Below are 25434 nucleotides of genomic sequence, written 5' to 3' on the forward strand. Positions count from 1 at the left end.
ATCTCCAATCGCTAATCCTTCATCCACCGGTAACTGACTCCGCCCATAATCACTCTACCGGGCTGCCCCAATAGATAGCGGCTCGTAAAATTGAACAGGTTGTCGCCGATCAGACGAAAGGTTAACCTCCGGTTCATCAGACTTTTTTCGATCGTCATGTTCAGAAGCGTATGATAGGGGATAAAGATGTCATACTTGTCAATAAATTGATTTCCGTTGTATTCTTGAAAAGGTGTCTTTCCACGAAAATTAACGCGGGCATTAACATTGACTCCCCAGGGTTTGTATTCGTATTGAGCTTTGAAATTGAGCATATGACGCGAACGGTCCTCAATGCCCCAGTAATCTGATTTTTTGCTCTGTCGATAGAGATCACTTGCAGCATCGTTTATTTGATTATAGGGGTAATGACCCGCTGCGATACTATCCAATACGCTAAGATCTTTTGCGACAAGATATTGATAGCCCATGGATAATTGCAGATCCCTGGTAGCCTGATAACTTATTGAAACTTCAAAACCCTTATTCATCGCTTTCGGTAAATTACGGTAACTATAGATCTGCGCGATACTGGTACCATTACCTACACTGACCGTATTGATCTGATTGTTGATACGATGATAGAAAACAGAAAAATCTGCCTGAAATTTGGTTGAAGGATTCCAGGTAAGCCCAATATTGTTGGAGAGGCTAGTTTCGGCCTTGAGGTTACCTGCGACTAAATTCAGCATATAGCTGTTCTTGTAACTCAATTCACCCGCTTGGTCCATGGCCGCAACCACATCGGCTACCCGTTCGGTGCCTACAACCAGATAATTCGCAGCGGGATTGAAAAACACCTGATAACGCATTTTGTAATCCGGAGCTTTGAACCCAGCGCCAACACCTCCTTTGATCAATAATGTTGGACTGATATGATACCGTAAGCCTAGGCTTGGGCTCAGATGCCCGTTATAAACATTGGTCTGGTCGTAACGTAGTCCCAGTGTCGTCAGCAAGCGGTCTACCGGTTTCCACTCCGTTTGGAAGTAGATAAACGCACTGTTCAACGAGCGTTTGGCATCCAGATCCTGATTATCCATCTGCTCTAGACTACCACCGATTCCTCCAGTAAATTTAACTTGTTGTATGGGATTATAGGCAAATTGCTGTTCGATGCGGTGTACATTCTGTCCGAACTCTTCAGCACTGGCTAAAACTCCTTGTCGTAACCATTGCGCAGCAATCTGCGAATGAAACCTGGAAAAATAGTAGCGTGTCATGCTGCGCAGTCCTGATTCAAAATTATGGTCGTAGCTGGCTGACAGATTGATGTCCTGATCTTTTTGCTTGTCCTGCAAGGTGCGGTCTTCAGACCAGGCATTGATCATTTCAGATTCGCGGGCAGCAAACCGGCCAGTCATTCCCACGGTACCATTTTTGCTCGTGCGATAGCGTACGCGCCCCTGAAAACTATAGTTGGTATAAGGCGGGAATGTTGTGCTTGTTGGGTTGAGATATTGCTTGTCCGTATTGAATCCATCTGTACGGTAGTAATTTCCGGAAACAACGGCGCTACCTCTTTGATTGGAAAATGGTGTTTCGCCTTCCAATGTCGCATCAACTGTATTTAAGCTACCATAGAGCAGAGAAGCATGCGCCTGTGGTGTGATGGCGCCATGGCGGGTAATGATATTGATGGCACCACCAAGTGCATCACTACCGTAGAGACAGGAGGATGCGCCCTTGATAATCTCAATACGCTCAATATTGGTCACCGAAATACGGGAAAGATCAAAATTACCACTATTACGACCGAGCATGGGTTGTCCATCTACCAATACCATGACATAGTTGCTGCTAAAGCCTTGAATCTGAACGCCGACAGCTCGAGAACCACCCGCGATATCATTGACGATAGCAATACCAGTCTGTTCTTTTAGCACTTCGTCTAACCGACGGCTTCCCATCAGCTCAATCTCTCTTTTTGTGATGACCTTGACCGGCATAGCGGCGTTTTCGGCTTTGATAAGATTATCGACGGCCTCCAATTTACGGTTTACTTCGACCTCGCCGATTTGACGACTATCTGCATGTACCGTAAGGGTCAGTTCCTGGTTTTTATCGCTCAAGTCTACAAATTGACGCAGCTCCTTATAGCCTAGCGCTTGTGCGACAAGCTCATAACGACCTGAATAGAGTTTATTAAATTGAAATTTTCCAGCACTATCTGTTTTGAAAGCATATTTATCCGGATACAGGTAAACGGTTGCATTGGCTATCGCTTTGTCGGACTCATTCTTTAAGGTTCCGGATAGTTTCCATTTTTCCTGTGCTTGCACCGCTAAGATCTGGCAGGCGCACAGCGCGATTACTATACTTATTCGAATAGAAGAGCGACTTTTAAACACTATTTTTATTTTTAATCATTCTAAATAATGTTACAAAAAAAGGCAATACTATTGGATTTTTCTATATGCAAATTGTCATAAATTCTATTTAATCCGATTTTTGTTAACCCTAACTGGCCTAGTTTTATGTGCTATTTTATTGTTTTATAGTGTGATAGCTTATTTATTCTACTCTAAACCTTTATTTAGGGGAAGTGAAAATAATTTGTATTTAGACTGATTATTGATTTGTTTTGTAGTCAAATACAATTGTCATACAAGAAAACAAGAAACAAAATCTTGTGTGGTTCTAATGGAGAAGAAAGAGATGCGTAGAATTTACATCATTATGCTCTGTTGTTTGCTCCATCTTGGCGGATGGGCAAGTGCACAGCAACGGATTATTACATTGAACAGTTCACTGACAGAAACAATTTATGGGCTCGGGATAGGGGATCGTATGATTGCGACAGATGTGACCAGTATATCGCCAAAGGCAGCAGCAGCATTGCCAAGGGTAAGCAAAAACCGTTCTGTTTCGGCTGAAGGTTTATTGTCTTTTAAGCCTACGCTTGTTCTGGCGAATGAGGGGGATATCTCCAATTCGGTAATCCAACAGATCCGTGCCGCTGGGGTAAGGTTTATTGCGATTAAGCCAAATTATTCGGCCCAAGGCGCACTGCGTTATATTCAGGGGGTTGCTGATGCTGTCGGAGAGCCATCCTTAGGGAAATCTCTGGTATCACGTACAAAAACAAGCCTGGATCGTACCCTGGAGTTGGTAAATAAAGAAAATAAAGGTAAAGCTACGCCGAAAGTACTGTTTTTGTATGCCCGTGGGACAGGTACAATGAGTGTTGCGGGAAAGGGCAGTAGTCTGGATGCGATGATTAATCTGGCTGGAGGGAAAAACGCCGTGCAGGAATTCTCGGATTTCAAACCCTATACAACAGAAGCATTGGTACAGGCCAATCCGGATATTGTATTGCTGTTCGATTTTGGGGCTAGTAGCCTTGGGGGCGCAGAAGCCATTCTTAAATTACCTGGGATGCGTATTACCAATGCGGGTAAAAAAGAGCGCATATTGGTTATGAACGCCTCCTTGCTGGTCAATTTTAGTAACCGGCTACCAGATGCGATCTTGGAACTGCACCGGGGATTTGAAAAAGTAATGGACTCAAAATAGATCAGGTGCAGAAGAAACAGAAAGTAATATTACTGGCATTGAGCCTAATATTGATTGTCATATGTATTATTGCATTAGGTTTAGGTGCTTATCACATACCTCCCCAAGATATTTTATCCATGTTGATGGCGAAGATAAATCATCCGGGATCTACCGATCAAAATAGCATGCACGCTGATGTTTTATTTGAGATCCGCATGCCACGTTTATTGCTGGGGATTTTGGTTGGTGCTGCTCTGGGTATTTCGGGTGCTGCCATTCAGGGGATTTTTCGAAATCCGCTTGCAGAACCCGGATTAATTGGTATTTCTTCGGGTGCCTCCTTATTCGCGGTATTGATCATTGCATTTGAAACGTTCCTGCTAACCTCACTTTCGGCCTGGATCGGTTATTATATTTTGGCATTTGGTGCATTTGCCGGAGCCGGATTGACGGCCTTTCTGGTTTATCGTATTGCCAGTAAAAATGGACGGCCCAACGTGACGACAATGTTGTTGGCAGGCATTGCCATTAATGCCTTTGCTGGCGCCCTAACAGGCTTAATGACTTATTTGTCTACAGAACAACAGCTCCGCACCATAACCTTTTGGATGCTTGGAAGTTTGGGCGGCGCAAGCTGGGAAAATTTATTGGCTGTAGGACCTTTTATCGGTATTTCTATAATAATCCTGCCTTTTTTCGGAAAATCATTGAATGCTTTTGCCTTAGGAGAACTGCAGGCGGATCTATTGGGCATGCGTACTGATCGTGTAAAAAGATTTGTGGTGGTCTTGTCTACATTGGCAGTAGGCGCTTCGGTGGCGGTATCGGGGATTATCGGTTTTGTAGGATTAATTGTTCCACATACGGTACGCCTGATGGGCGGCCCGGATCATCGTTTTGTGCTTCCGGGCTCATTGATCCTTGGTGCATTGGTGCTGACCCTGGCGGATGTTATCGCCCGGGTCTCAGTGGCGCCGATAGAATTGCCTATCGGTGTGATTACGGCCTTACTTGGAACACCGGTTTTTTTGTATATTTTAATCAAGGATAAATAGCCTTCCTTCGGATGTCTAACTAATATTGTCTTATGTTGCGTGTAGAGAAAATCAACTGTGAGCTGAAAGGCCGAAAACTACTCAAGGACATCACCTTTCAGGTGCGTAAAGGTGAAGTCTTGGCTGTACTTGGTGCCAATGGGGCAGGGAAGTCCACCCTGATGGGGGTATTATGCGGAGAGAAAAAACCTGATTCCGGGCACATCTATCTTAACGGAAAATCCCTCTCTGCATACGATGCAGCAGCATTGTCCAGATGCAGGGCTATGTTAAGTCAGCAGCAACAGATGACATTAAGTTTTAAGGTGGAAGAGATTGTTTTAATGGGCAGATACCCTCATTATAGAAATACACCCACAGCGCATGACTATAAGGTGCTGGCCGAGACGATGGAACTCTGTGGTGTGACGGCTTTTGCCGATCGGGATTTTCTGAGTCTTTCGGGCGGGGAACAGCAGCGTGTTCACCTTGCCCGTGTGTTAGCACAGATATGGGATAATCCAGATGCGCTCTTATTATTAGATGAACCTATTTCTGCCCTGGACTTACATTATCAGCAAAAGGTGCTTGCTATAGCCAGAGCACTGGCCCGTAAGGGGTTTATGGTTGTTTTGGTTGTCCATGATGTTAATTTTGCAGCGATGTATGCCGACCGGATACTGATGCTCAAACATGGGCGCAAACTTTTTCATGGTACACCCGTAGAGGTTTTGGCGCAGCAGGAAATCTATACGATTTTTTCGGTTGAATCCAATGTGATCATGAATCCAAGGACATTAAAACCTTATGTTCAATTGGAGGAGATGGATATTGATCTGGAATAGACCAGACCATTTTGACATTGTGCCTGTCTACCAGGAGTTTATTTAGATAGATTATAAATAATTTTTATTTCCCACCCTAATTCGTTAATTTTAACTGCATCAGGCTTATTTGAATTGTAATCATGTTGGTGAAAAGTAAAATAGTTGAGTTGGCTGATTGGCTTTTTGAAGAAGAAATTCCAGACAGCTATGTGCCTGACAAACCTTTGGTAGAAAATAAAATCACGATCCATACGGAGCCCGTTCACATGGAAAATTTTCAGCTCTCTACCTCAGGCTTGTTTATATTGCATTCGAAAATGCAATTTGATCGGCCTGTACAGATATTGACTGAGATTGAAGGGGAGACCATTACCAGTCAATTTATCTTTTTTAAACCTACTGATAGCAAGCTGCCTTATGGCATGAGCCGGCACAATATCAGGTATATACCCTCTGTTAAATCGATACATGAAGTAGAGCCGGGTATAGAATATACCTATTTTATTGCGGTCATATCCAAGGAGTATTATCTCAATCTCATCAAGCGGGATTCTTTATTGCACCAGCAGTTTGTGCATGAAATTGAAAAAGGCGAATACACATCGTTTTCAGAAGAGGATCTGATGGCAACCTACGAAATGCAGCATACCATAGCGGAACTTATTGAATCCAAGAAAAAAGGTGAGATACGAAGGCTCCATACCGAATCTCGTATTGTTGAGTTGCTGATGTATCAATTTGAACAGTATAACGAGAAAAGTGAACAAGATGTCTCTTTATTCCACGAAGAGGATGTACAGCGCCTGGAACTGGCGCGGCAGATTCTCGAACAGCGCATTGCCAATCCGCCGACACAAAAAGAGCTGGCGGCAGAGGTATTAACCAGTGAAAGCAAGCTGCGAAAGGACTTTAAAGAATATTTTTCGGTGACAATCCATGATTATTTAACGAGAATACGAATGGAAAAAGCCAAAAGTTATCTATTGGATGATAAGATGACGGTTTATGAAGTTGCTTTGCTGACCGGATATGGTCATCAGAATAACTTTAGCAGCGCCTTTAAAAAATACTATGGAATATCTCCTGGCGAACTTAAAATGTAATTAGCTATTCTTTAGCGGTAGGATTATTTCGTCGTGTACAGCGAAACATGCATATTCCGATGGCATTTTTCGGCTATCCAATCCTGTAAATTTGCTAAATGCCGGTAAAATAATCTGTTGTGCAGAGACCCAAAAGCAGGGCAGACGGAGATGCTTGTTGGGTGGGAGTTTGATACTGACTCCCGGATGAATATGTCCGCTGATGCTGAAAGCCGAAGGGGCTGTTGTCGGTTCATGTACAAAGGAGATCTGCTCGAGTTCGAACTTGTCCTTGTGATAGATCAAATCAATCTGCTTCGCTAATTTCTCCACCATTCGATCATGGTTACCCAAGACCAGATGAAAATTGAGATCGGCATATTTTTGTTTAAACTCTTTCAGTAAAAAAACTTCCTGATTGATCCCCGCATGAATAAGGTCACCGACAACCAAAATATTCGCTGCTTTATAATAATCTATTAATGTAGCTAATCTTTGCAGATCTAGGTTAGCTGTATCTGAAGGAATAGGAATGCCATGTTTACGAAAATGAGCAGCTTTACCAAGATGAAGGTCTGATAGAATCAGGGTGTTTTGTTTTGGCCAAAAGATAGTCCGTTGATTATTAAGGATGAGTTGTTGTTTATTGAATGTAATAAGCTGTTCCTGTATATTCATTTTCTTCGTCGGCGTTTTGATTTATTTGCATGCTCCATGCGTTGAATTCGTTCAGTCAAGGCTTCACTGGAAAGGGATTGCCGTAAACTGTCCACTTTGATCGGGAAACTCAGCGGAGTATATTCCTCTACAAAGGTATAGATGATTTGGCTATTATTTATTCTTTCAAATGCTTTTATCAGACGGTATTCTTCCAATTGCTGATTGAATACTTCGGTGAAAGCTTGTTTTAACAATAAATTGTCAGGATCATGATCCATCAAAACACGAAATATAATACCCGAAGAAGCTTGTAAGGATTTGTTGTTTTGTTGGGTGCCGGGATAATTTTGGACCACCAATCCCGAAATTACGGCAATATCGCGAAATTTGCGGCTTGCCATTTCAGCGGAGTTGATACTACTGATCACATCTTGCATCAGATTTTCCCGGCTCAATATCTCGGTTAATTGCGCTTGATCCAATTGAATTTCTTTATCGGAAAAGAGTTCAAAACCATAGTCGTTCATGGCCATGGAGAAACTAATGGGATAGCGTTTGCTGATGCGGTAAGCGATCAGGGCAGCCATGACTTCATGGATCAAGCGGCCTTCCAACGGATAAAAGAATAAATGATGACCTTCATTGGTCTTAATATGTTCGACCAGAAATTGTGATTCATTGGGAACAGCCGAAAGACTTTGCTGCTGCTGGATCAATGGCGCCAGGAAGCGCAGTTCTTTTTCTGTATGGTTGGGAGCTTTCGCTTCTGCAAGTTTTTTACGTAAAAAATGGCTGAGGTTGGATGAAAGGGGCAATCTGCCTCCCAGCCAGCTTGGAGTGATGGCCTTACCGGAAGAATTTTTGACAAATACAGTCATATCCTTGACCATAACAAGTTCAAGAATACGGCCAGCAAGGTTAAATCGTTCGCCTTTCTTCAGTTTGCTGATAAAATATTCCTCAATCATACCGATATATCCGCCCGAGAGGAACTTTACGCGCATCATGGCATCGCCAACAATGGCACCGATATTCAGCCGATGGAGAAGGGCGATGCGCCTATTTTTTATAATCCAGTTACCATCGCTGTCTTGTACTACTTTGTGAAATTCCTCATAGCGTTTGCCGATTTTACCTCCCGCAGTGATAAAGTACATGCACCACTGCCATTCCTCATCTTCCATATAGCTAAATGCGTGGGTCCCGGCAACGATCTGCTGGAGCTCAGTCGATTGGAAGCCGCCTCCAAGGGCGATTGTCACCATAAACTGGACCAGCACATCGAAACTCTGGACCATGGGGTCGCGGTTTTCTATCGTTTGGGTTTTGACCGCTTCCTTTAAAGCAGCGACTTCAATAAGCTCCAGGGAATGTGTCGGAACGAAGTAGATAATGGATGTTTCGAAAGGGCTGTGGCCACTTCTTCCGGCGCGTTGCATAAATCTGGCGACACCTTTGCTTGACCCGATTTGGATGACGGTATCAACAGGCTTAAAATCCACCCCCAAATCGAGTGATGATGTGGATACCACTGCTTTTAGCCTTCCACTGCTCAGATTTTCTTCTATCCATTCGCGGATATGGGCGTCTACTGAACTGTGATGCAGCGCAATCTGTCCCGCAAAATCAGGATGTGCTTGCAGTAATAGCTGATACCATAATTCACTTTGGCTACGCGTATTGGTGAAAAGGATCGTACTCTTGCTTTCGAGAATAATGGGGACGACCTGATTCACGAGATTGCCACCAAGATGTCCTGCCCAAGGAAGTAGTTCTACTTTATCTGGATAGATCGATTTGATGGCAATTTTCTTTTTCTCCTTTGCGATAATCTGAACCCGTTTTTTTTCTAATGGCAGCAGTACATCCATTGCTTGATCCAGATTGCCTATGGTGGCAGTTATACCCCAGATCCGAAGATGCGGATGCTGATGTTTTAAATATGACAAGGCCAGTTCTACCATGACACCGCGTTTATTTCCAATAAGTTCGTGCCATTCATCTACAGTAACGCAGCGGATGTTTTTGAAATATTTGTCACGTTGTTTTTGGGCGAGCAGGAGATGCAGGCTTTCCGGAGTCACCAAAAGGATATCGGGCATTGCTTTGGTCTGTTGCGCTCGGATCTTTGGATCGGTATCCCCATTACGCACCTGTACAACCCAATCTAATCCAATATCGTCAATAGCGGTTTGCATTGCTCGGGCCAAATCCTTTGCCAAAGAGCGCAAAGGTGTGAGCCACAGTAATTTTAATCCTTTTTGATAGTGTTCAGGATGGTTCATGTAATCGATCAAGACAGCCATAAACACCGAAAACGTTTTGCCAAATCCTGTAGGGGCAATGACCATTCCGCTGTACCCCAGCATATATCGGTCCCAAGTCTTAACCTGGAAGCCAAAAGGAGTATTGCCCAAGGATTCAAAATAACGATTGACGATCTTGAATCCTTCACTGTGTATGATCTTCTGACTCAACTTTATGGTATTAATTTTTTGATGTTCTCTAATGTATCTATTTCATCGACCTTTTTGTCCCTGCGCCAACGCAAAATTCGCGGGAAGCGCAAGGCTACACCAGATTTGTGGCGTTTACTGTAACCAATCCCCTCGAAGGCAATTTCAAACACCAGCTCGGGCTTGACAGTCCGTACAGGTCCAAATTTCTCTATTGCATGCTGTCGGACATAGCGACTAACCTCAAGTATCTCTTTATCTGTAAGTCCTGAATATGCTTTTGCGATGCTTACTAATTGATCCCCATCTTTAACGGCAAAAGTGTAGTCTGTGTAATGCGCACTTCTACGTCCGCTGCCTTTTTGTGCATATATTAATACTGCGTCAATGGTCATCGGATTGACTTTCCATTTCCACCAGCCACCCTTTTTCCGGCCAACATAATAAACAGAGTCTTTCTTTTTGAGCATAATGCCTTCGCTGTTTAACTCACGCGATGTAGCTTGTAAGGTTCGTAGCTCGGCCCAATTTTCGCAATGGATAAGTGGTGACAATTGGATTGTAGGTCCAACATTAGGTTGATACAACTGTTCCAATAATTTGCGTCTGTCCTGTAACGTTTCTGACCGGAGGTCTTTACCATCCAACTCCAATAGGTCATAGAGATAGGCAACAATAGGGACTTCTTCACGCAAAGATTTGGATATTACTTTGCGATTAATGCGTTTTTGTAGTTCATTAAAATTCAATATTTGTCCGTCTTTCGCTGCCAGAATTTCGCCGTCTAAAACAAAGCTCCCATTCCATTGTTTCAATGCATCGCTAATTTCCGGGAATTGTGAGGTGACCAGTTCTTCTCCTCTGGACCAGATAAAGATTTCGTCTCCTCTTTTGATCAGTTGTCCACGTATCCCATCCCATTTGTATTCGCATTGCCATGCCGAAATTGGACCAAGTTCTTCCACTTCTTTTTCAATGGGGTAAGCCAGACAGAAGGGGTAAGGTTTTGACAGGTTGGTATTGCTATATTCTCCGCGGACGAGTTTGTCAAACGCGAAGTCATGCGGATTCCACTCGCCCATAATGCTATGGGTAACAATGCTCGGCTCGATCTGAAAATGTGTCGCAATGGTATTTATTAATCCTTTGGAAGAGATCCCCAAACGAAAGCTACCGCCCAGCAGTTTGTTGAAAATAAAACGCTCAATTGTGTTGAGCCTATTCCAGGAGGCGAGTACAAATTCTTTTTTTTCTGCGAGTGAAGCATTTCCTATAAGCAGAATATCTTCCATCCAGTCGTTTAGACTTCTGTCTGTTTTCTCCAATGGTGGTGGCAATATCAAAGATAGGGTTTCGGAAAGATCTCCAACAGCTGCATAGGATTCGATAAATAACCACTCCGGAATACCTGTGATTTCCAATGCCCAAGTTTTGAGATCCTTTGTTGAAACCGGACGTCTAGGCCGTTTACCCGTCATTAAGGCCAAAAACCAGCGTTTGTCTTTCTCAGGGGCAAATGTTAGAAAGCGAATAATAGCTTCCTTTTTCAAGCTGGCTTTATTGCTGCTGTCCAAGGCATTGATTAAAGTTGCAAATTCTATCATACGCTTAGTTCTTCACCATAATCCGTGTTAACCTCTTCAGCAGCAATACCTATCTCATTCAGGTACTTACTAAATGAAGCTGTCTGTCCATGCGTCACATAGACTTTTTCGGCCTCACTTTCCTTTACTGCCTGCAGCAATCCATTCCAATCTGCATGATCACTGATAGCAAAACCGGCATCTGCGCTGCGCCATCTGCGTGCGCCACGAATCTGCATCCAACCGGAACAGATCGCATAGGCAACATGTGGTATCTTTTGAAGTAGTTGTGTGTCCAGTAATGCTGGTGGTAGTAGTACGATCTTACCATCCAGTTGCTTCATGTCCGTCGTTGGGTCGATAATGTGATAAGGGGGTAAATTTATCCCCACATCCCTATAGGCCATATTTAATTTAGCGATACTGTAATGTACATATATTTCGCCCATATCTTTCACCGCATTTAATATCCTTTGAGACTTGCCTAATGAATAACCAATAAATACGGAAGTTTTTTTATATCCTTGATTGTGCGTGATCCATGTATTTAAACGTTGATTTTGGCTCCCAATACTTTCCCAACGATAGATTGGAAGACCAAAAGTACTTTCAGTAATTAATTCATGACATTTTACAGGTTCAAAAGGAGTGGAGAGTCCGTCATCCTGAAGCTTATAATCTCCGGTGAAAACAATTACTTTTCCTTTGTATTCCATACGTATCTGAGCCGAGCCAATAATATGCCCAGCAGGATGTAAAGAAATTTTTACACCGTTAATACGAATGGTTTGGTTGTAAGCTATGCCCTCCACCTGAATATCTGCGCCAATCCGGCTTTTCAATATGCCAACTGTAAAATGATGGCAAAGATACTTTTTCATCCCCGGTCGCGCATGATCTGCATGTCCATGGGTGATAATGGCAAGATCAACTGGTTGCCAGGGATCTAAGTAAAATTTGCCCGGAATACAATAAATACCTTTTGATGTGAATTGAATCATAGCGAATACTTGTTTTTGACAACATGACTGCTGTTTGCAGCATGTTATGTATTCAAACAGGTAGGCATAAGTTAAAGTTTTGTTTATTTTTTAGCGAAAGCCGATCACAGTATTTACATTCCGGGCTAAGGAGATTTTTTGCCTGCAATCATTATAAGGTGGATTCAGTTAATTTTTTTACATTTGTTTACGTTGATCCTTAGTTTTAGCTCTCTATGATATTAATAGTTGATGATAACCCAGATAATATTTATTCGTTACAAAAGTTATTAGAGTCCAAAAATTTTGAAGTTGATACCGCCCAGTCTGGTGAAGAAGCTTTAAAGAAAATTTTAAAATATAATTATGCTTTGATCATATTGGATGTGCAGATGCCTGATATGGATGGTTTTGAGGTTGCCGAGAATATTGCTGGATTTAGCAAGACAAAGGAAACACCTATTATATTCCTGTCCGCCGTCAACACAGATAAACGCTTTATTACCAAAGGTTATGATTCTGGAGGACTGGATTATGTGACCAAACCTGTAGATCCAGATATCCTGATGCTCAAAGTCAAAACATTCTATCGGTTGTATGAACAAACACAGGCTTTAAAGGATATCCAGTTAGCCTTGGAAAAGGAAGTAGAAGGAAGGAAACAGGCGCAGAAAGAACTCCGTTCGAAAGTAGATTACCTACATACGCTATTGGAATCATTGCCTCAGATTGCATTTACCTGCGATCATCGTGGGAATATCGGATTTGTTAATGGTCGTTGGTTTCAATTTTCGGATAATGAGCAGGCATTCCCACAGACTCATCCCGATGATAAGCCAATTGCTGCCGAGTTGCAGGAAAGCCTTGATTCAGGTAAGCCGTTGGAAATGGAGGTGCGGGTCAAGAAGCGGGATGAACCGGGTTATTCTTATCAATTGTTAAGGGTATGGCCGATTCTAGAAAATGGGGAAAATAATTGGGTTGGAACCTTTACCAATATAGATGCTCAGAAGAAAGCTGAAAAAGAAAAGGATGAATTTTTGAGTATTGCCAGCCATGAACTCAAGACTCCGTTGACAAGTATAAAAGCGTATATGCAGTTACTTGACCGAAAATTAAAACTTGACGGAGATTGTGCAGAGGCGAAATACGTCAATAGAGTTCAGGATCAGGTGGAGAAACTTAATAGTCTGATCACAGATCTGCTCGATTTATCGAAAATCGACAATGGCAAATTAGGTATAAACAAAAAAGTTTTCTCGCTCGAGCGTATGGTTCAGAACGCTGTTGATTCCATCGTGCAGACCCATGACCAGAGCAAGATGGAACTCCATAGGCAAGGAGATATTTCGGGCTTAATGGTGTATGGGGATGAAATAAGACTGGAACAGGTGCTGGTTAATTTTTTGACCAATGCCTATAAATATGCAGCTGGGACAGAGAAAGTGATCGTTGATTGTAGGGTCATGGATGACTTTGTCAAAATAAGTGTAATAGATTTCGGGATCGGAATACCTGAAAGCAAGCTGTCTGAAGTTTTTAATAAGTTTTACCGTGTGGAAGAAACCTCTTTTGATTTTCAGGGGCTGGGAATAGGCCTTTATATCTGTTCGGAAATTATCCGTAGCCATCAAGGCACTATAGCTGTCGAAAGTTCAGCTGGGAAAGGGGCCACATTTTATTTTACATTACCATTAAATCTGCCTATAGATGCCAAATAAAACACTGAATAATTTATCCATAGGAATTGGCTTGTCCTTATTTGTACTACTGGTAAGTTCTACAGCCTCTTACATGGGAATTAAAGATCAAAATAAACATCGCGAAGAGCTCACTGTCACCCGAAAAATAATCAGTTTATCAAATATTATACTGAATTCCTTACAGGGGGCCGAAACGGGAAACCGGGGGTATTTGCTTACGGGTAAAGAGAATTACCTGGATCCATTTAATATGGCTCTAGCGAGTTTGCCGAACGAATTAAATGAAATAAAGGAACTTACGGAAGCAGATCCGATCCAGCGGAGCCGAGTAGATAGCTTGTTTACTGCTGTTCAATGGCGGTTGGCGGTATTAAAGGAGTCCGTAGACACCAAAAGAAAGGGCGGGACTGTCACTGTGGAGAAGTTGGATGAAAGTAAAACAGCGATGGATAAATGCCGTAATATTATCAAGGATATTATTCATTATGAAGATGATGATATAGACCGGAAAGCTGCCAATTTGGATAATTCTTCATTTATTACGACCCTGTTTATCGTTATCAGCGCTTTACTATCGCTGATTATTACAGCATATTTTTATTTTCGCTTAAGGGCAGATTTTCTTAGACGCTTGGCACTGGAAAAATCGCTGGTTGAAAAGGATGAGGGAATTGCACGCAGGTTAAATCTGGTTCAAAATATTACCAATCGTATTGCTTCTGGAGACTACGATGTAAAAGCGGAGGATATTGAAGATGATGATCTAGGTGCGATTGCAAAATCTGTGAACCGGATGTCAAAATCCCTAAAAAAGTCCTTTGATCAGCTTCGGGATAATGACTGGTTACATATGGGCTATGCTGATCTCTACACAGGCCTGGTCGGTAATAAAACCGAAAGGTTGCTTGCAACGGATTCAATAAAAGGACTGGTAAATTATATTGGTGCAATTACTGGAGCAATATATATCTTTAATGAGGAGAAACTTGAACGATCGGGTTGCTATGGATTGGATCCGAAAGCGCAGCTCTATTTTCTTCCAGGGGAGGGGTATGTCGGACAGGTATTTGTCGATAAGGAAACGAAAGTGATCAATAATATCCGTGAAGAAGATTATTTGGTCAGTTTTGCCTCTGGAAAAATCAATGTGCCACATCTTATTTTTGTCCCCATTGTATCTACAGATCAAGTGTTGGGTGTTTTGGAAATAGGACACCGTCAGCCGTTTACTGAATTAGAAGTGATTTTCCTGACCGAATCTGCCAGACAACTTAGCATCGCTCTTGCATCTGCAAAAGGCCGCGCCAAAATCCAGGCACTTTTGGAGGAAACACAGGTTCAATCGGAGGAGTTGTTGTCACAGCACGCTGAACTTGAGAATCTAAATACAGAGTTGGAGGCCCAGACCTTGCGTTTACAGTCGTCTGAGGAGGAGCTTAAAGTTCAGCACGAAGAATTGATGCAATCTAATCAGGAGTTGGAGGAACGTTCAAAATTGTTGGAAGACAAAAATCTTATGATTGCTGAGCGGAACCTGGAAATCCAACAGAAGGCCGAAGAACTCGCATTGAGTACAAAATATAAGTCCGAATTTTTGGCAAATATGTCTCATGAACTGCGTACACCGTTAAATTCTATTCTGCTTCTTTCCCGCTTGCTATCCGAAAATAATGAACAGAACCTGAATGCGGATCAAATCGAATCGGCCAAAGTGATCCAAAGTTCCGGAACGAGTCTATTGACATTAATCGACGAGATATTGGATCTTTCAAAGATTGAATCCGGTAAAATGACCTTGGAATATGCGAACCTGAATTTAAATGATATATGCGCAGATCTGAATAATTTATTTTTGCCAATCGTCAAGGAGAAAGGTTTGGCCTTCACGATCAATATTGATCCGAAACTCAAACGAAATTTTCAGGGTGATCGGCTTAGGATAGATCAGGTGTTGCGTAATCTGATTTCCAATGCAATTAAATTTACTGCGGCTGGCGAAGTTAGATTGGATATTTATGGCGATAGTGCGACAAAAGATAAACTTGTCTTTGCTGTAGTAGACTCTGGTATCGGAATACCCCTCGAGAAACAAAAGATAATTTTCGAGGCATTCCAACAAGCGGATGGTTCGACCCGGAGAAAATTTGGTGGTACTGGGCTAGGCTTATCGATTAGTAGGGAGATCGCCCGTTTGCTTGGAGGAGAAATCAAGTTGACGAGTGAGGAAGGAAAAGGTAGTACATTTTCGTTTATCATACCGGATCATAAAGTTGAACTTGGTGAAGTCCAAACAAAGGAGCAACAGCTTGTGGAAGAGATCCACTCTGAAGTTGAGGAGGTACGTGAGCTCGTCACAGAAGATACTTATAATCCGGCTACCATACGTATACCAGAAGAATTACCTGATGATCGAAATAATATTACCGAAGGAGACAAGGTTATTCTGATTGTTGAAGATGATATCAATTTTGCCAAAGCATTATTGAAATATACACATAGCCAGCATTACAAGGGTGTTGTTGTGGTACGGGGAGATCATGCCCTACCGGCCGCCAAGAAGTATCATCCGCAGGCTGTATTGTTGGATATTCAGTTGCCGATTATGGACGGCTGGGCGGTGATGGATGAGTTAAAAGGTGATAAGGAGACACGCCATATTCCAGTACATATCATGTCGTCACTTGAAGTGAAGAAGGAAAGTTTGCTTAAAGGTGCAATTGATTTTATCAATAAACCCGTGGCCCTCGAGCAGATGACATCGGTGTTTCAGAAAATTGAATCCGCCTTAAGTAAATCGCCAAAAAAGGTTCTTATTGTTGAAGAAAATCCGAAACATGCACGTGCATTGGCTTATTTTTTAAGCAGTTTTGATATTTCACTTGAAGTAAAAGATAATGTTACAGATAGCATCAATGCACTGGGGACTGCTGAGGTAGATTGTGTAATTTTGGATATGGGTGTGCCTGATGAAATGGGATATAATACCTTGGAAGCGATAAAACAGCATGAAGGTCTCGAAAACTTGCCAATAATTATATTTACGGGCAAAAATCTATCAAAATCCGAGGAACTAAAGATTAAAAAATATGCAGATTCTGTAGTCGTCAAGACCGCACATTCCTATCAACGTATTCTCGATGAAGTAGGCTTATTCCTACATTTGATTGAAACCAACAATTCGGATGATGTACGCCGGAAAAACAATGGTCTGGGTGCGCTGACAGATGTATTAAAAGGGAAGAAAGTACTGGTAGCTGATGATGATGTGCGTAATATATTTTCTATGACAAAAGCATTGGAAAAATTTCAGGTGCAAGTCATACCAGCAATGGACGGTAAGGAGGCACTGGAAGTGCTAAATTCAGGTGAAACAATTGATATTGTCCTAATGGATATGATGATGCCCGAAATGGATGGGTACGAAACGATCCGGAATATTAGACAGGAAGCTTCATTTGCTACATTACCTATTATTGCCGTTACGGCCAAATCTATGATTGGTGATCGGGAAAAATGTATACAAGCAGGAGCTTCAGATTATATATCAAAACCTGTTGATGTAGATCAGCTTTTGTCATTGTTACGGGTATGGTTATACGAAAATTAATTGAGCGGCTTTAATGAATAGAAATAAAATAATATTAATTGTAGACGATGACAATCGGAATATTTTTGCTTTGGGTTTAACATTAAAAGCCAAGGGATACCAGATCCTTAGTTGTACCATGGCAAAGGATGCAATTGAATTATTAACGGCTGACAATCATGTTTCATTAGTTTTGATGGATATGATGATGCCCGAAATTGACGGATATGAGGCTATCCGTTTGATTCGGAGTTCAGCAGTTATTAAAGATATTCCGATTATCGCGGTTACTGCTCAAGCAATGAGCGGGGATCGCGAAAAATGTCTTGCAGCGGGTGCACAGGCTTATGTGTCGAAACCAATTGATGTGGATAAGTTAATAGTTGAAATTGAACAGTTGATCTAGCTATGTTGGGCCATAATATTATTAAGGATGAGGAGATAGATATTTTATTGGAAGATATCTACCAGCGTTATGGCTACGATTTCATGCAATATAGTCGGGCATCGATTAAGAGAAGGATCAATCGAATCATGACGAATGGCCGATTTGCAAGTTTTGCGGAGCTGCGATTCGCGCTGAAGGACAATCCAGCGTTTCTTCAACATTTTGTTGAAGAAATTACAGTGAATTTGACGGAAATGTTCAGGGATCCTTTATTTTTTCGCCAGTTGCGTGAGGAGATTTTGCCGCAGTTGGGAACCTATCCGCTTATCCGTATTTGGGTAGCAGGATGTTCAAGTGGCGAAGAAGCCTATTCACTTGCGATTTTATTGAAGGAGGCTAACCTGCATCATAAATCCTTAATCTATGCAACAGACATCAATCCGCGGGTGTTGGAAATAGCACGTAATGGAATCTATCCATTAAATCAGATTAAGTTGTTTTCAGAAAATTATATGGAGTCAGGTGGGAAGCAGGACTTTTCTAATTATTATACGGCAAATTACGAATGGGCGAAATTTAACCCCGAATTGAAACAGAAGATCATCCTTTCAACCCATAATCTGGTATCAGATACCTCATTTAACAGCTTTCAATTGATTTTGTGTCGGAATGTGTTGATTTATTTTAATAAGGATTTACAGGATCGTGTTTTTAAGCTCTTTGATGCGAGTCTGGAAAATTTGGGATATCTGGCCCTAGGCAGTAAAGAGACTATCCGTTTCTCGAGTATCCAGCAGAATTTCAGCCCAATAGGAGATCAAAAAATTTGGAAAAAACTTTATTCGTTATAATATGGTTATACTTAACAATGGAATGACATTTAATCCATAGTAGCCCTATAAAAGACATAAAATAAGCTATATGAGTAAAAGAAAAACTGTACTGATATTTGAAGATGATACGATTATTTTGGAGGTAATAACAGTCGTGCTAACAGATCTGGGTTTTCAGGTTGAGGTTTCGGAGACATCTCATGATATTATTCAGAAGGTGGAGTCTACAGAACCTAATCTTATTTTGATGGATAATTGGATTCCAAATATTGGAGGGGTAGAAGCGACCCGTCTTTTGAAGGCAGATGACCGGTTTAAACATATCCCGGTTATTTATGTGTCCGCTAACAATGATATAGAGTCATTAGCTGCCCGTGCCGGAGCAGATGACTTCCTGTCCAAGCCTTTTGATCTGGATGATCTTGAAGGTATCGTAAATAAATATATCTCATAGGATCCAACCATGATCTATTCTATTAACCAACGAATGATAGCCTACATATTTTTGTAGGCTTGCTTTTATTCTACGTTGATAAGTATTTGAATAACGTCTGCGATGATAGCGTTCGAAACCCAGCCAGTGCTTCTGGTCCGAATCCGAATACAATGAAAAAAGCCTTTCATTTCTGAAAGGCTTGTTCTGCGGAGAGTGAGGGATTCGAACCCCCGAACCTGTGACAGTTAACGGTTTTCAAGACCGCCGCATTCGACCACTCTGCCAACTCTCCGCGACAAAAGTACGAATTTTTGCTCTCCTGCCAAATTTTATTTCAGAAATACTTCTTAATTTGCTTTTATAAACTGGATATCAGCGCTAAATTTTACTTCACCACTCACCATGACACCACCTGTTTCTAAAGCTGCATTCCAATTAAGCCCGAACTCTGAACGTTTGATTTTCCCTTCTACGACAAATCCCGCTTTGCTATTTCCCCAAGGGTCTTTTTGAATTCCTGCAAATTCCAGGTCAAAAACCACAGGACGAGTTACGTCACGGATAGTCAGATTTCCTTTAATCTGTTCGTTCGCTAAGCTCGTTGTTTCAAATGTTATTGCAGGGTATTTTTCGACATCAAAAAAATCAGCACTTTTTAAGTGCCCGTCCCTTTGTTCATTTCGTGTGTTGATGGATGCTGTTTCGATAGTTACCTTTGCAAGTGCATTCTCAAAGGTATCATCCGCTGTATTAAGATCGATTTTAAAACTGTCGAAGTTTCCTTTGACATTAGTGATCATCATGTGTTTTACCTTGAATTCTATTTCGCTATGTGCAGCGTCCAATTCCCATTTTCCTTGTGCCATAATTTTTGTGTTTTCTTATTTGTTTACAACACAAAGGTAACAGCAACCTTTTGGTTTTTGTTTGACCTAGATCAATAAAATAATCTTGTTGAAAAGCAATCAGTTATTGGAAAACCGCAAAAAAAAGCAGATGATATTTTGGAATTGTTGAACAAATGTCTACTTTTGCATTACCGAAAACGACGCGCCAATAGCTCAGCTGGATAGAGCATCGGTTTTCTAAACCGACGGTCTCAGGTTCGAATCCTGATTGGCGTACAGAATCGCAAAAAGTCCTTAATATGAATATTAAGGACTTTTTTATTTACTAGTATCTATAGCCTATATGAGCTGGATATCGACTCAATTATAAAATATTTACACTGCGCGTTTTCTTTTCAATTTGTTCCTTTTATAAAAAATAGAACTGTTTTTTACGTAGAAACGTAGGCAGAGGATTAAATTGGTTGACTAAATAAGTTCACAGCGCTTTTATAAGGTATTAGGTATTCGTTTTTTGTATTTTAGTCAACTTTGAAATATACTCGGTTTGGCGTATTATTGCTGACCGAAGGAAATTTTTTAAGGTCCAACTGGCAGTTGAACTAATGATCTAAATAGATAGAATATGGATGAAATATTCAAACAGCAAGTGTACGAATTGGCAAGACTGATCCCAAAAGGACGTGTTTCAACTTATGGAGCAATTGCGAAAGCGCTAGGTTATCCAAATCATTCCCGCCATGTTGGAAAAGCGATGGGGGGATGCCCCAAAGAAGTGCCTGCACATCGGGTGATTTCGAGCAGTGGAGTATTGTCGGTCCCTGCATTTGAGGCTAAATTGGAAAACGAAGGCGTTGTAATTAACAATCTCCGCATTAAGGATTTTAAAAAGATATTTTGGAATCCAATGGATGAAATTTAATAAAATTGATAAAAGATGAAATACTGTGCATTTCTACGGGGGGTAAATGTTAAGGGGACAAACATGAAGATGGCCGATGTATGCCGGGTCTTTAGAGAAGCTGGAATGGAGGATGTGAGCTCAGTGCTGGCTTCTGGAAATATTGTTTTTTCTTCAGAAAGATCTGTCGACGAACTTAAAGTAATTTTGGAAGAAGCGATGTCCAATTATTTTTCCTATGAAGCCTTCCTTTTTATTAAGTCGCAAGCAGAAACTGCTCTTTTTTGGAGTAGTATTCCTTTTGAAAGACATCCTGATTTTCATATTTATACTTTTGTAGGTTTACAGGGAATAGAAGAGGTGCTGATGGACGAATTCAATCGTAGTATAAAAGCAGATAATGAAAAAGCTGATGTGGTCAATGGACTGTTTTACTGGTATGTGCCCAAAGGAAATACATTGGATTCAACATTTGGGAAAATATTAGGTAAGAAAAGCCTGAAGGATAAATTCACCAGTAGGAATGTAAATACATTTGAGAAAATTTTAAAACTCATGCATTAGCGCAATTTGAGTTTATTTCATGAAGTCTATTAAAAAAAGCGTATTGATTTGTCTTCCGAACATCAATACACTTTTTTAATGTAGTTCATATTTCGTTAAGCTTTATTAAGCTCAGCAGATTGTGCCCATATATTGATGTGGCCATCTTTCGCATATAGATCAATTTCTCGGATTTCTTCCGAAGTAAACGATAGGTTTTCGAGCGCGCCTACGCAGTCGATGACCTGTTGAGGTCTGGATGCGCCGATTAGTGCTGAAGTTACCTGTTGTTTCCGAAATACCCAAGCGATGGCCATTTGGGCTAAAGACTGTCCTCTACGTTGCGCAATAGCATGAAGTGCCTGGATATTCTGTCTGTTCTCCTCGCTCAAAAACTTGGTCTGCAAAGATTTTGACTGTGATGCCCTGCTGTCCTGTGGAATATGATGTAAATACTTATCCGTGAGCATGCCCTGAGCGAGTGGTGAAAAAACAATGGAGCCAATTCCGATTTCATCCAATGTGTCCAATAGCCCGTCCGACTCAACCCATCGGTTTAACATTGAATAGCTGGGTTGGTGAATAATAAACGGTGTTCCTAATGATTTCAATATCGCATAAGCTTCTTTGGTGCGTTGCGAATTATAGGACGAAATACCGATATAAAGGGCTTTGCCATTCCGAACAAGTTGATCGAGGGCCATCATGGTTTCTTCCAGCGGGGTGTTTGGGTCGAAGCGATGTGAATAGAAAATATCAACATAATCTGTTCCTAAGCGTTTTAATGATTGGTCGCAACTGGAAATAATATATTTTCTGCTGCCCCATTCACCATAGGGACCATCCCACATATGGTAGCCTGCCTTTGAAGAGATAATGAGCTCATCCCTATACCCAGCGAATTGTTGTTTGAGAATCTGTCCAAATGCTATTTCTGCACTTCCTGGAGGCGGCCCATAGTTATTGGCAAGGTCAAAATGGGTGATTCCCAGATCAAAAGCTGTTGTACAGATATCAACTTTGGTTTGATGAGCTGTGTCATTTCCAAAGTTGTGCCATAGACCTAAAGAAATAGCTGGTAACTGAAGACCGGATTTACCACAACGATTGTATATCATCTGTTTGTAGCGTTCAGGGTTAGGGGTATACTGCATAGATTTGAATTGTTATAGTCAAATATAACAATAAACAGATTTCCTCGAATTGAAATTTAATGTATTTTTATACGAAATTTTGAATAAGTCGATGCGACCAAAAGATATGAGAAAAATTACGCTGATTATAGCAATTGTGTTCATCTGGATGAGTAACACTAATGCACAGTCAAAACGATTGTTATTTAAAACCGCATTTGGAGAATTTAAGGTGGTACTCTATGATTTCACACCCAATCATCGTGATCTGATGTTAAAGTCGATTAAGGACAGTGTTTATCAGGGGGCATTATTCAATCGTATAATTGAAAATTTTGTGGTGCAAGGTGGAGAACATGATATCGATATCGAAAAGAAGGAAGCGGCAGATCCTCAGCATCGCAAACCTCGTTTGGCGGCTGAGTTTGACCAACGCGCTTTTCACAAAATGGGCGCGTTGGGGGCGGGACGTGATGGTAACCCTGAAAAGGCATCATTCCTGAATCAGATCTATTTTGTCGTTGGTAAAAAGGTTAGCTCAGCAGAACTGGATGGTCTGGAAATTAAAAAGGGCATAAAATACGGTAAGGAGCAGCGTGAAGAATATTTATTGCGTGGTGGCCAACCTAGACTTGATCAAGATTTTACAGTCTTTGGTGAAATATATCAGGGCTTGGATGTAATCTTGAAGATCAGTCGATCGAAAACAGATCAACAAGATTTCCCGCTGGAAAAGGTGCCTTTCAGTATAGTGGAAATCAAAGAATAAAACCATCTTGAAAAAGATGGTTTTCCCTTTAAGATAGCAATTTTTATATATGATTTTTATTTGTTGTACTGTTCAAATTCCTCTTTTAATTTGTCGTAGCGTTCTTTCCATTCATTAGGCAGTTTGTCGGGGATATTTTTCAGACTTTTCAACTGAAACGCAAATACGCAGGCTGCAAAACCGACTGTACTAAGCGCCATTCCTGTCCAAATTACAAGGGAAAAGCCGGCGAAAATTGGGTTCCATAGGAGAATAAAACTAAAGATAATGCCCAATATTGCAAATAGGGTGATCCAGCCCCAGGATTTACTTCCATAATTTTTCAGGTCAAAGGAGAAGGATAATAATTGAACGGATCTGAACAAAGCATAAAATCCGACAATAAAAGCCAAAGTGCTTGCAGACAATAGGGGATTGGTCATGAGTAAAATTCCGAATAAGACATAAAGGATGCCACCGGTAAGGTACCAGCCCCAACCATCCACTTCATTTTTGTTTTGTAAGGCAAATGTAATTTCAAGTATCCCCGACACAATGAATGACCAAGAAAACAAAATACTCAAGGCAAGAAAGGATGTGATCGGCGTAGCTATCGTATAGAAGCCTAATAAAATTAAAAGAATTCCAATAATAAGCGGTATATACCAATGTTTAACGGAGGATCTGATCGTTTTTAAAAATGAATGTGCCATAATCGTGTTTTTAAATTTAAATTTTTGCGGTCTCTCAAAAATTTGTGAAATGCTACGCAATATTGATTTTAGCATTTACTAAACTTCAGTACTGTTTAACGCTAATTGGTTCAAATACTCTTTCAATAATACGATAGTTCTCCTCTGCAAACGCTTTGTTTCGGCATATTGCATTTCGAGTAGGCCTCATGATATGAATTGTTGTATTATTAACAGCTATCCTAATCTTTTGTTTCGGGGAAAGCTTATATTTCTTTTTTAGTGCTGAATCGTGCAAACATCAGTAGATGTGCTACGGATATCACTCTACAGATACCGAGAGGCTGAGTACATTTCCGGTAAAATTCAGGGATAAAGATGGTGAGATTAAAGGGGATAGGAAAAAAAAGAGTCCGCCTACCTAGTTTCGTTGGGCGGACTCTATAGCGTATATTTTAGATTCCTTTCAATAATCTAGAATGCGACTTTTTTGGGATCAGATCCAGAGAACCCCATTGCTGGTAATGCCCGAATCATTCGGATATCCTCGTCCGTAAGATCGAAACTGTCAACAGCTAAGTTTCGTTTAATATTTGTCGGATTGGTGGATTTTGGAAGCGGTAAAATACCTTGTGAAAGTGCAAATTTAATACAGATTTGCCCAATACTGGTAGCTTTTTGCTCTGCTAAAGCAATCAGGGTTTCGTTCTGTAATATCCTTCCTGAGCCTAGTGGAGACCAGGCCTGCACCAGGATGTTATTTGATTTGCAAAAGTCAACAGTTTCCTGTTGCAGATAACCTGGATGAAACTCAATTTGATTGACACTAGGTATGATCGTCGCAGTCTCCAGTAATTTCGCCAGGTACTCTTTTGGAAAATTGCTAACCCCGATCGCTTTTACTTTTCCTTGTTCGTATAAATATTCAAAAGCTCTCCAGGTATCGGCATTAATAACTGCCCAATCTTCAAATTGAGTTTCGTTAGCTGGCCAGTGGATCAAATAGAGGTCTATATATTCCAACCCTAGATCTGTAAGAGATTTTTCAAATGCAGTGATCGTTTTGTCATAACCACGTTCGGTATTCCATAGTTTGGTTGTTATAAACAACGTATTACGATCTATTCCGCTATCCTTGATCGCCTTGCCCACACTCTTCTCATTACCATAAATAGCTGCTGTGTCAATATGCGTGTATCCTACAGCCAACGCTTCTTTAACAGCTTGATAGGCGTCTTCTCCTTCCGGAATTTGCCAGGTTCCAAATCCAATTGTTGGAATATCTATCCCATTGTTCAATTTGAATGATTTCATGCTTAATAGTATTTTTTGTCTGACTAAATTAGGATTTCAATTGAATTATCCCGTCACTGAAATGTCAAGAGGACTGTCCTTTAAAATGGAGAGACCAAGTTATTCTGTATTGCCAAAATATATTTATTTTCACATTTTTATTGTCAAAAA

At 41.0% G+C, this 25434-nt stretch carries 21 protein-coding genes and 2 tRNA genes; 13 read left to right on the forward strand and 10 right to left on the reverse strand.

The genetic code is table 11. The annotated features are described in order from the left end of the window. Positions 1–11 precede the first annotated feature (11 nt). Positions 12–2390 (reverse strand): TonB-dependent receptor, encoded by a 2379-nt coding sequence (locus BWD42_RS02955; RefSeq protein ID WP_317041788.1) that lies wholly within the window; start codon positions 2388–2390, stop codon positions 12–14. Positions 2391–2682: 292 nt separating this feature from the next. Between BWD42_RS02955 and BWD42_RS02960 the strand changes: the two genes are divergently transcribed. From BWD42_RS02960 to BWD42_RS02975, 4 genes are all read left to right on the forward strand, one after another. After that, positions 2683–3555, forward strand: coding sequence for a hemin ABC transporter substrate-binding protein (locus BWD42_RS02960; RefSeq protein WP_254846164.1), 873 nt, complete (start codon positions 2683–2685; stop codon positions 3553–3555). 5 nt (positions 3556–3560) lie between these two features. Then, positions 3561–4592 (forward strand): FecCD family ABC transporter permease, encoded by a 1032-nt coding sequence (locus BWD42_RS02965; protein ID WP_077432981.1) that lies wholly within the window; start codon positions 3561–3563, stop codon positions 4590–4592. A 32-nt stretch (positions 4593–4624) separates the two neighbouring features. Then, the gene (locus BWD42_RS02970) at positions 4625–5416 is read left to right on the forward strand and encodes a heme ABC transporter ATP-binding protein (RefSeq protein WP_077432982.1); all 792 of its coding nucleotides are present in this window, start codon (positions 4625–4627) and stop codon (positions 5414–5416) included. A gap of 122 nt (positions 5417–5538) precedes the next feature. Further along, positions 5539–6501: a helix-turn-helix transcriptional regulator gene (locus tag BWD42_RS02975; protein WP_077432983.1), complete on the forward strand. Its 963-nt coding sequence runs from the start codon at positions 5539–5541 to the stop codon at positions 6499–6501. Here BWD42_RS02975 and pdeM read toward each other — a convergent pair whose 3' ends face one another. From pdeM to BWD42_RS02995, 4 genes are read right to left on the reverse strand one after another with little or no spacing between them, the layout of a single operon-like run. Next, on the reverse strand, positions 6502–7158 hold the full coding sequence (gene pdeM, locus BWD42_RS02980) for a ligase-associated DNA damage response endonuclease PdeM (RefSeq protein ID WP_077432984.1): 657 nt from the start codon (positions 7156–7158) through the stop codon (positions 6502–6504). Then, complete coding sequence (locus BWD42_RS02985; protein WP_077432985.1) at positions 7155–9617, reverse strand: ligase-associated DNA damage response DEXH box helicase; 2463 nt, start codon at positions 9615–9617, stop codon at positions 7155–7157. The genes pdeM and BWD42_RS02985 overlap by 4 nt, the downstream gene beginning before the upstream one ends. 2 nt (positions 9618–9619) lie before the next feature. Next, positions 9620–11200: an ATP-dependent DNA ligase gene (locus BWD42_RS02990; protein ID WP_077432986.1), complete on the reverse strand. Its 1581-nt coding sequence runs from the start codon at positions 11198–11200 to the stop codon at positions 9620–9622. Then, positions 11197–12180: a ligase-associated DNA damage response exonuclease gene (locus tag BWD42_RS02995; RefSeq protein ID WP_077432987.1), complete on the reverse strand. Its 984-nt coding sequence runs from the start codon at positions 12178–12180 to the stop codon at positions 11197–11199. Before BWD42_RS02995 ends, BWD42_RS02990 begins: the two co-directional genes overlap by 4 nt. Before the next feature lie 215 nt (positions 12181–12395). Between BWD42_RS02995 and BWD42_RS03000 the strand changes: the two genes are divergently transcribed. The 5 genes from BWD42_RS03000 (at position 12396) to BWD42_RS03020 (ending at position 19123) form a co-directional block, all read left to right on the forward strand. Further along, positions 12396–13880, forward strand: coding sequence for an ATP-binding protein (locus tag BWD42_RS03000; RefSeq protein ID WP_077432988.1), 1485 nt, complete (start codon positions 12396–12398; stop codon positions 13878–13880). Next, positions 13870–17469, forward strand: coding sequence for a response regulator (locus BWD42_RS03005; RefSeq protein WP_077432989.1), 3600 nt, complete (start codon positions 13870–13872; stop codon positions 17467–17469). The genes BWD42_RS03000 and BWD42_RS03005 overlap by 11 nt, the downstream gene beginning before the upstream one ends. A gap of 13 nt (positions 17470–17482) precedes the next feature. Beyond that, entirely contained in the window at positions 17483–17854 is a 372-nt protein-coding gene (locus tag BWD42_RS03010) for a response regulator (protein WP_077432990.1), read from the forward strand. A gap of 2 nt (positions 17855–17856) precedes the next feature. After that, positions 17857–18687: a CheR family methyltransferase gene (locus BWD42_RS03015; RefSeq protein WP_077432991.1), complete on the forward strand. Its 831-nt coding sequence runs from the start codon at positions 17857–17859 to the stop codon at positions 18685–18687. Positions 18688–18757: 70 nt separating this feature from the next. Further along, complete coding sequence (locus BWD42_RS03020) at positions 18758–19123, forward strand: PleD family two-component system response regulator (RefSeq protein WP_077432993.1); 366 nt, start codon at positions 18758–18760, stop codon at positions 19121–19123. 189 nt (positions 19124–19312) lie between these two features. Here BWD42_RS03020 and BWD42_RS03025 read toward each other — a convergent pair. Together BWD42_RS03025 and BWD42_RS03030 are read right to left on the reverse strand one after the other, a co-directional pair. Then, a tRNA-Ser gene (locus tag BWD42_RS03025) sits at positions 19313–19397 on the reverse strand. 55 nt (positions 19398–19452) lie between these two features. After that, entirely contained in the window at positions 19453–19971 is a 519-nt protein-coding gene (locus tag BWD42_RS03030) for a YceI family protein (RefSeq protein WP_077432995.1), read from the reverse strand. A 184-nt stretch (positions 19972–20155) separates the two neighbouring features. On the opposite strand from BWD42_RS03030, the gene BWD42_RS03035 reads away from it, so the two are divergent. The 3 genes from BWD42_RS03035 (at position 20156) to BWD42_RS03045 (ending at position 21418) form a co-directional block, all read left to right on the forward strand. Beyond that, positions 20156–20229: transfer RNA gene (locus tag BWD42_RS03035), tRNA-Arg, on the forward strand. A gap of 349 nt (positions 20230–20578) precedes the next feature. After that, a complete protein-coding gene (locus BWD42_RS03040; protein ID WP_077432997.1) occupies positions 20579–20875 on the forward strand; it encodes an MGMT family protein in 297 nt (98 codons plus the stop codon). Positions 20876–20890: 15 nt separating this feature from the next. Next, positions 20891–21418, forward strand: a complete 528-nt coding sequence (locus BWD42_RS03045; protein WP_077432999.1) for a DUF1697 domain-containing protein — start codon at positions 20891–20893, stop codon at positions 21416–21418. 95 nt (positions 21419–21513) lie between these two features. Here BWD42_RS03045 and mgrA read toward each other — a convergent pair whose 3' ends face one another. Then, positions 21514–22551 (reverse strand): L-glyceraldehyde 3-phosphate reductase, encoded by a 1038-nt coding sequence (mgrA, locus tag BWD42_RS03050; RefSeq protein WP_077433001.1) that lies wholly within the window; start codon positions 22549–22551, stop codon positions 21514–21516. A gap of 106 nt (positions 22552–22657) precedes the next feature. Here mgrA and BWD42_RS03055 point away from each other — a divergent pair, with 106 nt between their 5' ends. Further along, positions 22658–23299: a peptidylprolyl isomerase gene (locus tag BWD42_RS03055; protein ID WP_077435727.1), complete on the forward strand. Its 642-nt coding sequence runs from the start codon at positions 22658–22660 to the stop codon at positions 23297–23299. A 56-nt stretch (positions 23300–23355) separates the two neighbouring features. Here the strand turns inward: BWD42_RS03055 and BWD42_RS03060 are convergent, their stop codons facing one another. Together BWD42_RS03060 and BWD42_RS03065 are read right to left on the reverse strand one after the other, a co-directional pair. Next, complete coding sequence (locus BWD42_RS03060; RefSeq protein ID WP_077435729.1) at positions 23356–23991, reverse strand: HdeD family acid-resistance protein; 636 nt, start codon at positions 23989–23991, stop codon at positions 23356–23358. Between the two features lie 453 nt (positions 23992–24444). Then, complete coding sequence (locus BWD42_RS03065) at positions 24445–25284, reverse strand: aldo/keto reductase (RefSeq protein WP_077433003.1); 840 nt, start codon at positions 25282–25284, stop codon at positions 24445–24447. Between the last annotated feature and the right edge of the window lie 150 nt (positions 25285–25434).

The sequence above is a fragment of the Sphingobacterium sp. CZ-UAM genome (assembly GCF_002000245.1).
Taxonomy (GTDB): domain Bacteria; phylum Bacteroidota; class Bacteroidia; order Sphingobacteriales; family Sphingobacteriaceae; genus Sphingobacterium.

Bases quoted from the DNA above. Each gene is read 5' to 3' on its own strand.
- BWD42_RS02960 (WP_254846164.1), top strand. From the start codon at position 2,683: ATGGAGAAGAAAGAGATGCGTAGAATTTACATCATTATGCTCTGTTGT.
- BWD42_RS02970 (WP_077432982.1), top strand. From the start codon at position 4,625: ATGTTGCGTGTAGAGAAAATCAACTGTGAGCTGAAAGGCCGAAAACTA.
- BWD42_RS02975 (WP_077432983.1), top strand. From the start codon at position 5,539: ATGTTGGTGAAAAGTAAAATAGTTGAGTTGGCTGATTGGCTTTTTGAA.
- pdeM (WP_077432984.1), bottom strand. From the start codon at position 7,158: ATGAATATACAGGAACAGCTTATTACATTCAATAAACAACAACTCATC.
- BWD42_RS02990 (WP_077432986.1), bottom strand. From the start codon at position 11,200: ATGATAGAATTTGCAACTTTAATCAATGCCTTGGACAGCAGCAATAAA.
- BWD42_RS02995 (WP_077432987.1), bottom strand. From the start codon at position 12,180: ATGATTCAATTCACATCAAAAGGTATTTATTGTATTCCGGGCAAATTT.
- BWD42_RS03000 (WP_077432988.1), top strand. From the start codon at position 12,396: ATGATATTAATAGTTGATGATAACCCAGATAATATTTATTCGTTACAA.
- BWD42_RS03005 (WP_077432989.1), top strand. From the start codon at position 13,870: ATGCCAAATAAAACACTGAATAATTTATCCATAGGAATTGGCTTGTCC.
- BWD42_RS03010 (WP_077432990.1), top strand. From the start codon at position 17,483: ATGAATAGAAATAAAATAATATTAATTGTAGACGATGACAATCGGAAT.
- BWD42_RS03015 (WP_077432991.1), top strand. From the start codon at position 17,857: ATGTTGGGCCATAATATTATTAAGGATGAGGAGATAGATATTTTATTG.
- BWD42_RS03020 (WP_077432993.1), top strand. From the start codon at position 18,758: ATGAGTAAAAGAAAAACTGTACTGATATTTGAAGATGATACGATTATT.
- BWD42_RS03030 (WP_077432995.1), bottom strand. From the start codon at position 19,971: ATGGCACAAGGAAAATGGGAATTGGACGCTGCACATAGCGAAATAGAA.
- BWD42_RS03040 (WP_077432997.1), top strand. From the start codon at position 20,579: ATGGATGAAATATTCAAACAGCAAGTGTACGAATTGGCAAGACTGATC.
- BWD42_RS03045 (WP_077432999.1), top strand. From the start codon at position 20,891: ATGAAATACTGTGCATTTCTACGGGGGGTAAATGTTAAGGGGACAAAC.
- mgrA (WP_077433001.1), bottom strand. From the start codon at position 22,551: ATGCAGTATACCCCTAACCCTGAACGCTACAAACAGATGATATACAAT.
- BWD42_RS03055 (WP_077435727.1), top strand. From the start codon at position 22,658: ATGAGAAAAATTACGCTGATTATAGCAATTGTGTTCATCTGGATGAGT.
- BWD42_RS03060 (WP_077435729.1), bottom strand. From the start codon at position 23,991: ATGGCACATTCATTTTTAAAAACGATCAGATCCTCCGTTAAACATTGG.
- BWD42_RS03065 (WP_077433003.1), bottom strand. From the start codon at position 25,284: ATGAAATCATTCAAATTGAACAATGGGATAGATATTCCAACAATTGGA.